General features: G+C 58.9%; 14 protein-coding genes and 1 pseudogene. 4 read left to right on the top strand and 11 right to left on the bottom strand.

Annotated features, from left to right (window positions below; all coding sequences use genetic code 11):
• Nucleotides 1–715 precede the first annotated feature (715 nt).
• Nucleotides 716–1,624 (bottom strand): EamA family transporter, encoded by a 909-nt coding sequence (locus QMG79_RS05115; protein WP_283537511.1) that lies wholly within the window; start codon nucleotides 1,622–1,624, stop codon nucleotides 716–718.
• 86 nt (nucleotides 1,625–1,710) lie between these two features.
• On the opposite strand from QMG79_RS05115, the gene QMG79_RS05110 reads away from it, so the two are divergent.
• Nucleotides 1,711–2,562, top strand: coding sequence for a LysR family transcriptional regulator (locus QMG79_RS05110; protein ID WP_283537510.1), 852 nt, complete (start codon nucleotides 1,711–1,713; stop codon nucleotides 2,560–2,562).
• 243 nt (nucleotides 2,563–2,805) lie between these two features.
• Here QMG79_RS05110 and QMG79_RS05105 read toward each other — a convergent pair whose 3' ends face one another.
• Nucleotides 2,806–3,912, bottom strand: coding sequence for an NAD(P)H-dependent flavin oxidoreductase (locus tag QMG79_RS05105; RefSeq protein ID WP_283537509.1), 1,107 nt, complete (start codon nucleotides 3,910–3,912; stop codon nucleotides 2,806–2,808).
• Nucleotides 3,913–4,063: 151 nt separating this feature from the next.
• The gene (locus tag QMG79_RS05100; protein ID WP_283537508.1) at nucleotides 4,064–4,516 is read right to left on the bottom strand and encodes a YbfB/YjiJ family MFS transporter; all 453 of its coding nucleotides are present in this window, start codon (nucleotides 4,514–4,516) and stop codon (nucleotides 4,064–4,066) included.
• Between the two features lie 102 nt (nucleotides 4,517–4,618).
• Here QMG79_RS05100 and QMG79_RS05095 point away from each other — a divergent pair, with 102 nt between their 5' ends.
• Nucleotides 4,619–5,470, top strand: coding sequence for a LysR family transcriptional regulator (locus tag QMG79_RS05095; protein WP_283537507.1), 852 nt, complete (start codon nucleotides 4,619–4,621; stop codon nucleotides 5,468–5,470).
• Nucleotides 5,471–5,733: 263 nt separating this feature from the next.
• A pseudogene (locus QMG79_RS05090) lies at nucleotides 5,734–5,859 on the top strand (IS30 family transposase); the annotation flags it as partial.
• Between the two features lie 471 nt (nucleotides 5,860–6,330).
• Here the strand turns inward: QMG79_RS05090 and QMG79_RS05085 are convergent.
• From QMG79_RS05085 to QMG79_RS05065, 5 genes are all read right to left on the bottom strand, one after another.
• Nucleotides 6,331–6,828, bottom strand: coding sequence for a hypothetical protein (locus QMG79_RS05085; protein ID WP_283537506.1), 498 nt, complete (start codon nucleotides 6,826–6,828; stop codon nucleotides 6,331–6,333).
• A gap of 249 nt (nucleotides 6,829–7,077) precedes the next feature.
• The gene (locus QMG79_RS05080) at nucleotides 7,078–8,100 is read right to left on the bottom strand and encodes a S66 family peptidase (protein ID WP_283537505.1); all 1,023 of its coding nucleotides are present in this window, start codon (nucleotides 8,098–8,100) and stop codon (nucleotides 7,078–7,080) included.
• A 47-nt stretch (nucleotides 8,101–8,147) separates the two neighbouring features.
• On the bottom strand, nucleotides 8,148–8,708 hold the full coding sequence (locus QMG79_RS05075; RefSeq protein WP_283537504.1) for a GNAT family N-acetyltransferase: 561 nt from the start codon (nucleotides 8,706–8,708) through the stop codon (nucleotides 8,148–8,150).
• 63 nt (nucleotides 8,709–8,771) lie between these two features.
• Entirely contained in the window at nucleotides 8,772–9,239 is a 468-nt protein-coding gene (locus QMG79_RS05070) for a P-loop nucleotide/nucleoside kinase family protein (protein ID WP_283537503.1), read from the bottom strand.
• A gap of 104 nt (nucleotides 9,240–9,343) precedes the next feature.
• A complete protein-coding gene (locus QMG79_RS05065; protein ID WP_283537502.1) occupies nucleotides 9,344–9,862 on the bottom strand; it encodes a hypothetical protein in 519 nt (172 codons plus the stop codon).
• A gap of 153 nt (nucleotides 9,863–10,015) precedes the next feature.
• Here QMG79_RS05065 and QMG79_RS05060 point away from each other — a divergent pair, with 153 nt between their 5' ends.
• Nucleotides 10,016–10,486 (top strand): MepB family protein, encoded by a 471-nt coding sequence (locus tag QMG79_RS05060; protein ID WP_283537501.1) that lies wholly within the window; start codon nucleotides 10,016–10,018, stop codon nucleotides 10,484–10,486.
• Between the two features lie 1,439 nt (nucleotides 10,487–11,925).
• Here QMG79_RS05060 and QMG79_RS05055 read toward each other — a convergent pair.
• The 3 genes from QMG79_RS05055 to QMG79_RS05045 all read right to left on the bottom strand — a co-directional run bounded on the left by QMG79_RS05055 (nucleotide 11,926) and on the right by QMG79_RS05045 (nucleotide 13,420).
• Nucleotides 11,926–12,396 carry a GNAT family N-acetyltransferase gene (locus tag QMG79_RS05055; RefSeq protein WP_283537500.1) on the bottom strand — a complete coding sequence of 157 codons (471 nt, stop codon included), beginning with the start codon at nucleotides 12,394–12,396 and terminating at the stop codon, nucleotides 11,926–11,928.
• 118 nt (nucleotides 12,397–12,514) lie between these two features.
• The gene (locus QMG79_RS05050) at nucleotides 12,515–12,937 is read right to left on the bottom strand and encodes a GNAT family N-acetyltransferase (RefSeq protein ID WP_283537499.1); all 423 of its coding nucleotides are present in this window, start codon (nucleotides 12,935–12,937) and stop codon (nucleotides 12,515–12,517) included.
• A 78-nt stretch (nucleotides 12,938–13,015) separates the two neighbouring features.
• Nucleotides 13,016–13,420 carry a VOC family protein gene (locus QMG79_RS05045; protein WP_283537498.1) on the bottom strand — a complete coding sequence of 135 codons (405 nt, stop codon included), beginning with the start codon at nucleotides 13,418–13,420 and terminating at the stop codon, nucleotides 13,016–13,018.
• Between the last annotated feature and the right edge of the window lie 7 nt (nucleotides 13,421–13,427).

Genomic DNA, 13,427 nt, shown 5'->3' with positions numbered 1-13,427 from the left:
ATCAGCATGGTTGGAGCCTTACAACGGATCCGTAACGCGCGCGAAAAATCCCTTGCCCTACTCGAAGAACAACGCCTTCGACGCGATGAGAACCAGACCTCCACCTGAACACTCAACCCACGGGCGGATGTAGACGACAATGTCCCCGTGTTTGGATGAACCATGAGTCCGTCCAAAAAGAGCTTTTATGCCGTGTTAGGAACCATCCTCACACTCGTGGGATTAGCAGGCGGGTTCGTGCTGGTTCTTCAACCGTGGAGGACCTGCCCCGGAATCGACGACAGCCCTGCCGGCTGCCCACCGACCGGAGGCGATCAAGGGCTCCTTGGGATTGCTCTTCTCGTACTGATGACCGGAATCGTATTTCTGGCCATCTCAATCACAACCAGACGGGAGCAGATCCCCTCCGACCAAGCCGGACCCTTCGGCAAGTTCACCTAAGCCCGCCCGAAAACAGAAAAACAATTCCACGCCTCAAGCAAAGCAAGCACGCCAGGACCTCACACAGTTGCCGAATCACATTCAAAGACTCCCCGACCATGGAACCAGGAAGTCTCATAACCTAATCGCCTCGAAACCCATGCAATACGAGACCGACTATGCGAAGCGGCTGGCGCCCTCGGAACCCAACGGATTGGAGCGGCGGCTTCTTGGAGGTCAAGACCTGGACTTAGCGAACCGTTCTCTTGCTGGTACCACTACGGGAGGGGGCAGGTTACTGCCCTGGTTTCCAGAACCACTTTTCCGTTCCGGCCGTTGTCGCTCGTGATCTGCGGATTGGTAGAAGCAGCGCGGCCACGTTCGCCGTGACGATAAGTGCTATACCAACCCATTCGATGGTGCCAAGGTCTTCCTCAAGCAACACTGCTCCGACGAGAGCTGCCAACACAGGATTAACACTCATGAGGATACCGAAGAGATTTGTGGGAATCCGCCGCAGGGAAATCAGGTCCACAACGAACGGAATAGCAGAGGCCAAGACGCCGGCACTGACAGCGTAAAGAATGGTAAAAGCATCCGGGCGCGTGGTGATGAGTATCCACGCACCTATGGGTAGAAAGAGGACTGCTGAGACTCCCGTGGCGGTTGCGGTTCCCTGAACTCCGGGGATGCGAGAGCCTATGGTTCTGTTGAGCAAGATGTACGCGGCCCAGCTACAAGCAGCGATGAGACCGAGCGCAACACCCAGATAATCAGTCGTGGGTTGAGGCCGGGTGATAGTGACCACGCCGACCCCTGCAATGAGCGCGCAGAACACACTGGTCCTGCTCCTGAAACTCAGCAGAGCGATCGCTAGTGGTCCGCAGAACTCCAAGGTCACAGCCAATCCAAGACCAATGCGTTCGATGGCTAGGTACAGGGTGAGATTCATGGTCCCGAAAACCAGGGCCAAGAGTAAGACCGGCCACCACTGAGCGCGGGTTAGGCTCCAGATACGGGGCCTCACCACTGGTAGCAGGATCAGTGCGGCGACTATCTGGCGAACCGCGACTACACCTACTGGACCGATGACTGGGAAGGCCAATGACCCGCTGGCAGCTCCCAGCTGATTTGAGAATGCCCCACCCAATGCGGTCGCTATTCCGGCAGTTCTTCCACTAACTACCTTATTCATCTTCATCATGGTGGAAGTCTGCAAGCTAACAACTACCTGCGCATAATGCATGAGTGACTCTATTGATACTTCACACGCATGAGTATCCTGAGGGGGTGGATATCGAACTGCGTCACCTACGATCCCTCGTCAGTGTCATTGATACGGGTACTTTTACCGATGCCGGTATCGAACTGGGTATCACCCAGACCACTGTCTCGCGCAACATAGCCACACTGGAGTCCGTCCTTGGGAAGCGACTCCTGCACCGGACAACTCGCCGTGTGGAGCTGACCCCGGCAGGTGAGCGGGTGATCCGGCACGCCCGCCGCGCACTCGCCATCGTTGCCGATCTTCGCCACGAAGCATTGGCCGGCGTAAGCACAATTCGAATAGGGTACGCGTGGTCTGCCCTGGGTAAGCACACCCCAGAATTCCAACGCCGGTGGACTGCGGGCCTCCCCGACCACGAACTGCACTTGACCCGGACGAACACACCCACGGCAGGATTGGTCGAAGGCAAAAGTGACCTCGCGATCCTACGCCGCATACCGGAAGCGACCAGCCTTGAACTTGTTTTGATCGGTGTAGAGAAACGCTACTGCGCAATGTCCGTCGATGACCCGCTTGCCACCAAACGCACGGTAAGCCTCTCCCAAATAGCGACGTCTCCCCTTGCAATCGACCACCGCACCGGTAGCACCCAACTCAACCTCTGGCCCGACGGCGGCCAACCACACCAGACAATCCCTACAGACGACGTCGATGACTGGCTCACCGTTATCAGCAGCGGCAAAGCCCGTGGAATCACCGCAGAATCAACAGCACACCAATACCGCCGACAGGGCCTGACCTACCGAGCCGTCCGCGACACAACACCAGTACCCGTTTACGCCGCATGGATCAAAACTGACCCACCCACACAATTACAGGACATCATCACCCTCCTCTCTAGCCTCTACCACTGACCACGCCAAAACTCTCTGTTTTAGAGGATCAGCCACCAAGGCATGTTCTGGGGCACCCCGCCTAGCAACCGACCCACCCCGAGGGCGTGAACTTCTTGGAAAAACACGCCATCAAGTGATGCGACTGGCTCCACCGAACCCACAGACGCTCCGACGGCAGAAACAAGGCCTCTCATAATCTCAGTGCCTCGAAACCCATGCTTTTAGAGGCACTTAATCCTTTTGCGAGTAGTTGCTCTCCGGTTAGCAGGGTCCCGCGAGGCGGCGCAGAATATCGGCCGCTGGTTCTTCGGTGGCATCGCGGTAGCCTGCGCCGGCCCAAATATTGATGCTCTCCGGATCGTTGGCTGCTGCAGCGGCTTTACGGATAGGGCTAGTCAAGTGGTGGATGGCCGGGTACCCACTTGGCGCGAGACCGTGGAACCGGTCCACGAAGGCGTTGCGCAGCGCCCTCGCGGGACGGCCTGAAAACGCCGTGGTGACAACGGTTTCGGTGCGGTTAGTGTCTGCCAGCGCTTCTTTATAGGTTTTTGAGGCTCCGCTCTCGGGGCTGCGCAGGAGCACGCTTCCGATGACGGCGGCCTCGGCGCCGTGGGCCAGTGCGTCCCTGACGGCTGTCGGTGTAGAAATGCCGCCTGCGGCCCAGAGCGGCAGTCGGACCGATGATCGGACACGGTCGAGCAACTCGGCCAGGGGTATCTGCTCGACCGGTGTGGCCGGGGTCAAGGTACCGGAGTGCCCGCCGGCCTTGTACGACTGGACCACCAAGCCGTCGACGCCAAGCGCCGCAGCCTGTTGCGCCTCGTTCGGGTTGGTCACTGTTTGGAACACCAGCGACCCGGCCTTCCGCAGCCGGTGGACAGCCTCGGCGGGGGGAAGACCGAAGGTGAAGCTGACCACGGGTACGGGATCATTGACCAGCATGTCCATCTTGGCCTCCCACTCGTCGTCGTCCTCCAGGGCATCTACTTCTTCTAGGGACAGGTCGTATGTGGCCGCTAATTCGCGGAGCGATTCGGTGTATTCGATGAAGGCGTCCTTATCGATTGGCACGGAGTTGGGCGCGAAGATGTTCACACCGAACAGGTTGACCCCGAAAGTGGAGATCCTGGCGCGCACCTCGGCTATCTGTTGGGCGAGTTGTTCGGGCGTTTTGTATCCGCCGGCGAGCAGACCTAGTCCTCCTGTTTCGGCGGCTGCTAGGACGAGAGCCGGGGTGCTGGGGCCTCCTGCCATAGGCGCGGCGACCAGCGGAATGACAGCCCCAAGGCTGGCCAGAAGGCCGGATGCTTCCAACGTGCTGGAGCTGCTGGCGCCCGAATGTTCAGCGGATGCGTTGTGGTCAGTCATGTGCGCCTCGCCCTTTGCTTGACTAATTTACGCTAGTGGAATCCCGGAGGGAGGTTGACGTTTAGGCTCAAGAACCTGGATCGAGCCTCGGCCTAGGGATTGCATCAATGCTAGGCGGCAGCAGGTGCACCAAAAAAATACTCCTCGGGTATCAGCTATGCGTGACACGCATAGCTGAAAGGGTCTGTGGCAAAGGGCTTGTTTTCATGGCGGCGCTACTAGCAATCACCACGAACAGCAGGGCGCTGGCAGCGCCCGCCAAGAACCGCAGGCCCAGCCGGATGAGTTCGTCTATGGTGAAGCTCATTCCGAGCAAGGAAACCACGACGAGCACCAAACTCCAGCGGTGGAGGACCCAGGAAGAGACCAGCCGGGGAAAAATCAAGGCCAGGACCGGCCCGACCAAATAGCCAAGATAGTTCGCGGTCGCCAGAAGCGCCCCCGCATCTGAGGACAAGCCTGCCTGTCCGATCATCAGGGGCAGGATCGGGGTAAAAGAGAACCGGCCAAGTCCCATGGCTACTGCAAAACCGGCCGCAGCCATCCCTGCGATCCGCGGCACACCAACACCGGCAGCACTCACGTCCTGGCGCTTTCTTTCCATGGCTCGGCTGGGCACCCGTCCGCGCCGGGCCTGCTTATCCACCGCAGCTGCGGCTATCGGTACGGAAAAATACCGATCAGCGAGTGTCTATGCTTGGGAAGCATGGACGTGGAAGTGCGGCACCTAAGGGCCTTCGTGGCTGTGGCAGAGGAAGAGTCCTTCACCTACGCGGCGCTGAGACTGCTGATCACCCAGCCGGCCCTGTCCCGGACAGTGCAGCAACTCGAGTCCATCCTGGGGGTCCAGCTGATCCGTCGGACGTCAAAAAGCTTCGAGCTCACCGAACCGGGAACCCTGTTCCTGGACCACGCCAAGTCGACGCTGGCCAGCCTCGACCGAGGCGTCGCTGCAGCGCGAGGAAATACCACCGTCACTCTGGGCTTTAGCTGGCTCCTCCCTACCCCCTGGGCGCAGGAGATGGCCCGGTATCTGCAGGAGAACGCCGGCCTCGGGGTTTCCTTCAGTCGGGTGGACGCACCAGTGCAGCCCCTAGTGCGCGGAGACGTCGATGCCGCCGTGTTGAGGTCCCCGGTGCCGCGGGAACTCCTCGACAAACCACGAACCATCAAGCTCTTTCAAGAGCCCCGTGTGCTGGTGTGTTCGCATCGATCGCCTTTGGCGGTCGGCAATCCCGTACTTTGGGAGGACGTGCCGCGGCGACCCCTGGTAATCAACATCATCAACGGGACGACGACACCGGGCCTCTGGCCCGACATCACACCTGAGATCGTGGAGACACAGAGCTACGACGAATGGATCGAAACCGTAGCCTCCGACCGGGGGGTTGGGGTCGTCCCGGACATCGCACGCACAAGGGGAATTCACCCCGGTATCGTGTTCGTGCCCCTGATCGGGGCACCACCCATCACGGTCTGGCTCAATGTCGCGGACCATGTATCTGACGACCGCGCACGATCCATCCTTGACTCCGCACGCCTCGCCCGTACCCCATAGGTTAGAGAGGTGGGCCGGGCACGGGGAAGCTGACAGACCGCAGCTGCCGGACACCGAATTTTTCAGCCACAATGCTCTGAGCACCGCGCATACCCGGTGTATGCGCCGGGGACATGAACCATGTGTGATGAGCAATACGAGGTAGCGGAAACACGAGACATCTTCACCTCGCCCAGACACCAACATAGCCAGGCTCTGGTAAACGCCTCAATCCCCTGACGCACAGACGGGCTCTGGACCAGACCGCACGCAGTGAACCACGGCTGCGCCAGTACTTCCCTAAAGGAACCGACCTAAGTATTCATAGCGCGACGAATCTGGCCTGGGGAGCCCATGAACTTAACGACCGGCTACGCAAGAGACTAGAGTCAAAAAACCGATCGAATTGATCCAAGGAATTCTGTTGCAGTAACAGCTTGATTCCGCCGGTCTGCGGTGGGGCCAATTCGTGGCGCCAGCCCTTACTCGGGCACGATAAGAGCCATGACCGTCGGACTTCGCCCTTGGACGCTTGAAGACGCGCCCGCGCTGTGGGCTGCATATCGTCAAAGCCCAGACCTTGAGACGCAATTTGGCAGTGCGGAGCTGGCCACCGTCGACCAGGCGCGTGACGTCATCGGAGCCCAACTTCCGTCGACTGAGTCGAGGCGCAACTGGGCTACTCACCAGCCACAGCAGTGGCAGATTTTTCGATCAAATATCTACCACGACCGAAGGTCGAAAACCTAACTAGCTGTCTCCTATTCTTAACGCCTCACAAACCGGCTGCGGCTGTGTTGTTTCGTATGTTTTTGAGGCATGTAGGTTTTGCGACACCGTCCTTTCGCGGTGAGAAAGTTCATCTGCCCGGTTGGGAACGTTCAGTTGGCCTGCTTTTGGCCGGTGGAATGGTAGCGGCGGATAAGCCGTCGAGTATGAAATGCCGCGAGCAGCCCGGAGACTGTGGCGAGGCCGGCTCCGAATCCTGCCAGCGCCAAGGCGGTTTCTCCCAGGGCATGGAAGGCGACGACGGTGTAAACGGCCGTCACCGCGGCTGCTCCCAATCCAGCGGTGAGGGCGCCTGGCAGCACGACTGATAAGGAGGTACTGGCGTCAATCCACAGCGCCGCTACCGAACCGGAACCCGTTGCCAGCCCGGCAACGGCTCCGATAACGAGCCCAAGGACGGCCATGAAGAATATCTGGCCACCGCTCATGCCCCAGAGCCCAAACTGCTCCGGATACAAAGCTGCCTGAACGGTCGAAAATGCTGAGATGCCCGCGCTGATACACGCGCCCAGCAGGGCACCATTGAAAACAGCCCGGACCAGGAGAGGCAACGCTACTGCCTTCACAATTCGCACGGCTGCCGGACCCATATTCGACACCTTAGCGAACGGCGTAGGAGAAGTCGCGCCACCTGCACTGTTGAACGTGGTTATTGGAATCAGTCAAGAATGACCGTTATCGACTTTCTTGCTGCGTAAAACGTCTCGCGGTTGAGTTTTGACCTACTTTCGGTCGAAACCGAGGCGATCTCGTGTGAATCGCAGCGATAAATGGCGGCATTCTCGCAGCGCTGAATGTCACCCCTGCCGCCGGGAGTCCGATCGACTTCCGGGACGTCGTTAGCTTGAAAGGTGCTGGATGATCGTGCCGTGGCCGTCGTTGAGTTTGATGTCCGCGAGGGCGCCATTAACCAGCGGCATCTGTGGGGGTTGGTGTCCGATGTCGAAGTCATAAATGACTGGTATGCCGAGGTCTCCGAGGGCGCGGTCCACGGTTTCTGCCTGGCTCACCCCGCTGGTCTGGGCTGCGCTGCTGCGACCGATGAGGACGCCGGAGGCGTGCTGGAACCAGCCTGCCAGCCGCAAGGACCAAAGCATTCGGAGCACGGACGGTGCATCAGAGCCGGCCGACTCGAGGTAAACGATCACACCCTCTGGTGCGTGGCGCCGAGCGAACCCGGGAACGTCCCCAAACCGTGAGCCAGCCAAGAGGGAGACAGTTTCCAGGCAGCCACCGATCAGTCGGCCCCGCATACTGACAGGCCGACCATCAAGCGATCGCCACTGTGTTGGGGTTTCGTAGGCGGACTCTCGGTCAAGAGGTTCGTCGTTCCAGTCGACCCAGGGGCGTGAGCGACGTTGGGGAGCCGAATGCTGCGTGAACGAATCGCCCTCCGTCAGGCCGGCGACCTGTGTCCAGCGTTGGAACTGTGTTGGCAGCTCCCAGGGCTCATCCATCAAGTTCGCCCCCTGAAGCGTGGCTACTCCGGTGAGAACGGTGAGCGGCATCAGCAGGGTTGAGATGTCCGACCAGCCGACAAACCACGTTTCCGCCTCAGCGATGGCATCCCAGTCGAGGTATTCGATGAGCTCGATTGCGAATTTTCCACCCCAAGGCGGCAGCACCGCACCAGCTCCTGCGAAAGCTGCTTCCAGGTCTTCCGCGCGCTCCTGTGCGGTAGCAGGCATAAGGCCGCCGATAGTGGCATGGGGACGCAGATGGGGGTCGAAGCCCTGGCGCTTCAGCGCGTTGGTGCCGGCGTGCAACCGTTCGTGAAGGGAGTCGGGGACACCCATGGATGGGGCGGGGATCTCAATTCGATCCCCACTCTGAAGCGGCTTGGGGTAATGCACGGTGACCATCGCTCAAAGATAGCAAACCGTCCCGCATGCTAACGGGGGCCACCGTGTCAACGGGGCGGCACCGCGCCAGGATGTTTTTCGCGCAAAATGGAATACAGCAGGGAGTCCCGGCGGACTCCATGTACCAGCCGGTGGGAACGAAGCCGTCCCTCCAGGGAGAAGCCGCTCTTCTCCAGGACACGAATTGAGCCAATGTTGCCCGGATGGCAGGTGGCGCTGATGCGTTCGAGCTGGAGTGTTTTGAAACCAAATTCGAGTAGCTGACTAACGGCTTCTGTGGCGTACCCGTTTCCCCAGTAGGCGCGGTGGAACGTGTACCCAAGTTCTCCGTTGCGGTCGTGAGGATCGGTGGTCCACACGGCCACCGAGCCGATGGCCTTTCCTTTCAGGACCGCAGCGAGCGAGTACGCGGACCGATCTGCTTCCAAGTGCGCCCGGGCGGCAGCGTCGATGAACGCCGTCGTCTGTTCCAGTGTGTTCGGGCCCCAGGTCGACCAGCGGGTGACTTCGGGATCTGAGGTGTAGTCGTGGACGTCTGCGATGTCCGCGGTGGTGAAGTCTCGGAAGCTCAGTCGAGGGCCGCGTGGATAGCTCGGTGGAATACTCACTATTCACCTTTCAGCCGGTTGCCAAGCTTCAAGCCTATGACTTAGCAGGTTGCCATTAACCCTCTACGGGCCGGCGATGACCCTCAGTGGGCCTTCGTCCGTAGTCGGAACCTCTAAGTGGTCGAAGTACTCGGCGGCCAGTTCCTCGCTCAAGCTGAAGTCGTCCGGATGGTGCGCCCTCCGGGCACGAACGCGGGCCAAGACTTCGTCTCGAGGCGTAGCCAAATAGATGGGCTCTGGCTCGACTCCTAGTGGTCTGAGCATACGACAGTACTCCTCACGCATGCTTAGCGACCAGAACGAGAAGTCGAGGACCACATCTTCACCTGACTCGACAAGGGCGAGCAGGCGTACCCGGAGTTCTGCATCAATTTGGCGTTGATCTTCCAACCCGAGGGGCATTGTGCGCAGTCCCATCTGCCAAGCAGCCTTGTCGACAGAGAGCCGAGTCATTCCATCAGCCTCCAGCTGCCGAGCGAACGTGGACTTACCTGCGCCGGCTGGGCCGCACATGAAAACGACTCGACTCATTCCACGATCGTACGGGCCAAGGAGAGCTCACGGCGGAAGAACGTGGAGCAAGCTGGGCTTGACTGTCTCCAACTCAAAAAGTCAGATAATGAGCGCGCGTCTCATTAGCGACCTGGCGATAGGAATGCGAGCCGATGGTCCGGCGCCCACACATGCGTGTCATCGCACCGGTATCCCCTCAGCCATGCCTGCCCGTCCACGACCCGGAGGTAGAAACCCTTGGGGTACTCGACGTCCTCGCTTAGCGGCTCGGAAGCGACATGGATGGCTCCGGTAGGCGCGCGACCTGCCGACAAAACGGAGTCCGGCGCGTTCGACTGGTCTATCATCGCCATTCGGAGGTAAGGGCCAGCCACCAATGGACAGAGGGCGAGGCCCCGGTTCCGTGCAGCGCTGAAGACCCGGGACTGAACCGCGCCGTGCTCGAAGCCGAGCTCTTCTACCGTTCGCTCTACGATTCGTAAGTTTTGACGCTCTGGGTTGTCGAAAACGGGGTGAGCGAGCAGCGTCTCGGCATGGACATTGAGCATTACGTCCGCACTGCGCAACAACCGGAGGATCTGAATTCGTGAATGACCCCCCGCTCGAACCACGAAACCCTCATCCTTTGCTGTGCTGATCATGCACTGATTCTCCTTCACTGCCGCCCGGCCAACGACCTGACGTGCTGATTGGGGATGTCCCGTTCAAGGACCCGGTAAAGGACCCCCACCGGGACGGCCGTTGTAATTGCAGACTGCTGGGTATGAGCACTCTTGAGCGAATACAGTTTGAGAGTGAATTTCCACGCATTCAAGCGTTTCATCGACCTTGCGCCTGCGCCTGTTGATGCACAGCATGTTATTCATGTTGAAGAACAGAACAGCGACTACGAATCTGGGGTAGCACGCATCGGAACGGAGGAGTGGCGGATCCGCACCGCCCGGATCACACCGACGAAGCCCGGCGCCTTCGTCACGGTCTGGAAGCGCGGCGAAGACGGATCGACCAGGCCCTTCACAGCTGACGAGTCGATGTCTGGACTGCTCGTCTTCGTCGAAGAACACGAACGTTTCGGGGTCTTCCAATTCCCCACGGCGGACCTGATCTTGCTCGGATACGTCAGCTCCGACCTGCATCCCGGCAAGCGCGGTCTCCGTGTCTATCCCGCATGGTGCACCGATCTGAATTCTCAAGCGTCACGCACTCAGCGCGTGCAGGGGGCTGCATTTTTGGAGCTTCTTCCGATAACGCTTCGTGGTTCGTAACTGAAAACGATCGCGCACTTCAACAGCGCCTGTAAACCGGTAGCCGAGTGCGCAGCCAGGCGAGCTTTTTACTTCGGTGCCGTTGCTAGTCCTTCTATGCGCGGTTACCCCGAACGATGACATGTGCGGTGAAGGCGCCTCAACCGTTGCAGTCCAGGTTGTCTCGTATCCCATAGGATACGAGGCACCATCAGATAATCACGGCCCAACCTGCTCCCCCGACGCCAGTCAAAAACGGTGCCGATCTGGTTCTGACGTTTTCTGATTTCGACGTCGAGTTCTGACAGACCGTGTAGACCTCCACTGCCACTGAAGACGATCCCGGCTACGTATCAAACGGTCATTTTCGACACGAGGTCCGGACCGCCACATGCAGTTTTCCGGAGCCATCTGCACAGAATGTCCACACTCGTCTGCAACCCTCACCGGTAACACTGCCTCCATGCCTGACCAGACAGCGTTGGTGCGCTGGTAGATCCTGCGTCGGCATATCGAAGACGGCGTGCCCTTAACTGCCGCATTCACATCCTGTTGGAAGGTGATGCCTGGCGGCAGCTTGTCTTCCGGCCTCGCGGCACGGTCCAAGGCTTTTGGCCCGGCTTAGCCGGAGCAGCCGCCCAGCAGCAGTGCTGCGCCGACCACGGCGGTAACAATCGGAAATGGAAAACATGTCATGTCGCTGCCCCTACGCTATCGATTCCATGACGGTACACGAAGACCACGACCAAGGGACTTACGAGCACTGACGGCGTCCACATGGTTCGTTAGGGGATCCCCTACGGATCGTGCCGCCGAGGCTTCGGCTAAGAACGCTCGACACGGACTGCAACGATGAAAAATTCATCCTGCTGCGCCTCGTGCCAGGTGAGCTTTACGGCTTCGCCTGGGACAAGCTCAAAAAACTCATTCGTCCTCTGGACGACTCAAGAAAAATGGGCGAAGCATTCTGCGGCCACACCTTCAATTTGGATGGATCCCCACCCTTCTTCGCTGTTCCAGGTCTTCACGGTTCCCTTGCTCCAAGGTTCATACATGTCACCGATGATAGCCACCTCGTGCCATTGGCTACCCTGTTCCCACTAGGAGGGACGGTCAGCCATTTTCCGCCCCAGTCAGGGTTCCCAATTCGGAACGGCAAAACCGCCATTTCAAGCTGCGACCCAACCGCCATTCCGGGCTAACAGTCACAGCGAGCCATCTCGCTTTCCTAGGGATACGAGACAACTCGGCGTGTGGAGCCTAGGGTGCCTTCGCCAGTCTGTTTTTAGAGCAGATCAAACGGGAATCGACGCTATGCCCAACGGCCGGAATCAGGACGACGCGTCAAAGGACCTAACGAAGGCCAGCGGAAGACCTTCATACGGGACGTCCCTTTCGGAGGCTCCTGTCATGATGGGCGCCGTTATCTTCAATCGGTAACATTGCGACCCATCCTAGAGTTAGCTCAGTTGAAGGGTACGAGTCATGTAGATGCTGTAAGGATCCTGAATGTAGGACCCGAAGGGCTGACATTGACCGAACCCATTTCTCTTGTACAGTGCCCGTGCGGGTGCAAAGAACTCCATGGATCCGGTCTCAAGGGATATGCGCGCTACCTTGCGAATTTTGGCGTTGGCCAGCACATGACGCAGTAACTCCGAAGCGACCCCCTGACCACGGAAGTCCGGGTCGGTCCGCATGCTTTTGAGCTCTTCATGGTCAGGCGTCAGTGCCGCCAATGCGCAGGTACCCGCTATCCGTTGTTCCTTCCAAGCTACCCAGAGTCGAACGGTGGGCTGCTGCAGTGCAGTGAGGTCCAACGCGTGCTGAGACTCCAAAGGTGAGCATGGTGCCATATCGACAAGGTGCTCTTCCAGGAAGGTCCTCAGTGCGGGATCCTCGAAGTCTGCAAGTTGAATGATCAGCGTCATAAGGGACAAGGTAGCTGTTCTTTGTATCGGGGAAGTTAACTGCAGGTAGTTACCCGTCTGCCATCAACGCGGGCTCACAAACATGCCCGGTAGCCCTTCCTTTAGCGGACGTAGGTCCTCAGTCGAATCGGATGAAAGCTCTGACGGATCCTCCTTGGAACTCCTCTGTCTGGGAGTAGCCGAGCGATTCATAGAACGCTTTCTGCTTCGGTTCGTTGTCGGTGATTAGGACTTTCTGACGCACATGCGGGTATTGTTTGAGCGCCCGTTCAGCGAGGGCTCGTCCAATACCTCGTCCTTGATGGGACGGTCGAACGAGGATGTCCTGGAGGTAGCAAATTGAAGCACCATCGGAAATGACCCGTGCTAGCCCAACCAACGTCTGGCTTTCGTTAGCGGCCACGAGGGTGGAAGAACCTTCCAATGCTCGTCCTAGATTGTCAGGATCCTTCGTGTAGGCAAGCCATTCCACTGCACGGTACAACTCAAGGACTTCATTGAGTGGCAGGTCTTCGGCCCTCACTACTTTGATGGTGGTCATCCTTCATCCAAACACGCAGCTGAGTCATTGGAGTGGCTACGTTAGCCGATCCTTCGTCTGACGCTCGCGATATTCTGCTTACTCGCTGACTACTAGCTCGATCTCGAAGCCGTCTGAGTTGAAGAGGTAGGCGGCATAGTGATCAGGGCCACCAGCGTGCGGGTATTTGTCCTGGAACAGCGGCATCCATCCGTGAGGAGCGCTTTCCGCGAGAAGCGTATCGACGTCTTTGGGGCTTCCGGCGTGGAACGCCAGGTGGTTGAGGCCTGGTGCTGTGCGCTCGTGTTGCCGGCCGCTCAAAGCCGGTGACTTTTCAGCCACTATGTACGTCTGGTCAAGTCGCCAGCTGATTCCTGAATCCCAGCTTTGGTAGGTGGAGTATCCCAACCGGGGAAGAATCCAACCCCATTCCTGCTTGGCACGGTCTATGTCAGGGACCCACACCTCGATGTGGTGCAGGGATCCCGTGGGAGGCGTGGTCACATTGGGA

Source organism: Pseudarthrobacter sp. PS3-L1 (assembly GCF_030063285.1).
Classification (GTDB): Bacteria; Actinomycetota; Actinomycetes; order Actinomycetales; family Micrococcaceae; genus Arthrobacter.
Note: the sequence above shows the minus strand (reverse complement) of the source record. Positions and strands in the feature narration are given on the sequence as shown.

Bases quoted from the DNA above. Each gene is read 5' to 3' on its own strand.
- QMG79_RS05115 (WP_283537511.1), bottom strand. From the start codon at position 1,624: ATGATGAAGATGAATAAGGTAGTTAGTGGAAGAACTGCCGGAATAGCG.
- QMG79_RS05105 (WP_283537509.1), bottom strand. From the start codon at position 3,912: ATGACTGACCACAACGCATCCGCTGAACATTCGGGCGCCAGCAGCTCC.
- QMG79_RS05100 (WP_283537508.1), bottom strand. From the start codon at position 4,516: ATGGAAAGAAAGCGCCAGGACGTGAGTGCTGCCGGTGTTGGTGTGCCG.
- QMG79_RS05095 (WP_283537507.1), top strand. From the start codon at position 4,619: ATGGACGTGGAAGTGCGGCACCTAAGGGCCTTCGTGGCTGTGGCAGAG.
- QMG79_RS05085 (WP_283537506.1), bottom strand. From the start codon at position 6,828: ATGGGTCCGGCAGCCGTGCGAATTGTGAAGGCAGTAGCGTTGCCTCTC.
- QMG79_RS05080 (WP_283537505.1), bottom strand. From the start codon at position 8,100: ATGGTCACCGTGCATTACCCCAAGCCGCTTCAGAGTGGGGATCGAATT.
- QMG79_RS05070 (WP_283537503.1), bottom strand. From the start codon at position 9,239: ATGAGTCGAGTCGTTTTCATGTGCGGCCCAGCCGGCGCAGGTAAGTCC.
- QMG79_RS05065 (WP_283537502.1), bottom strand. From the start codon at position 9,862: ATGATCAGCACAGCAAAGGATGAGGGTTTCGTGGTTCGAGCGGGGGGT.
- QMG79_RS05055 (WP_283537500.1), bottom strand. From the start codon at position 12,396: ATGACGCTGATCATTCAACTTGCAGACTTCGAGGATCCCGCACTGAGG.
- QMG79_RS05050 (WP_283537499.1), bottom strand. From the start codon at position 12,937: ATGACCACCATCAAAGTAGTGAGGGCCGAAGACCTGCCACTCAATGAA.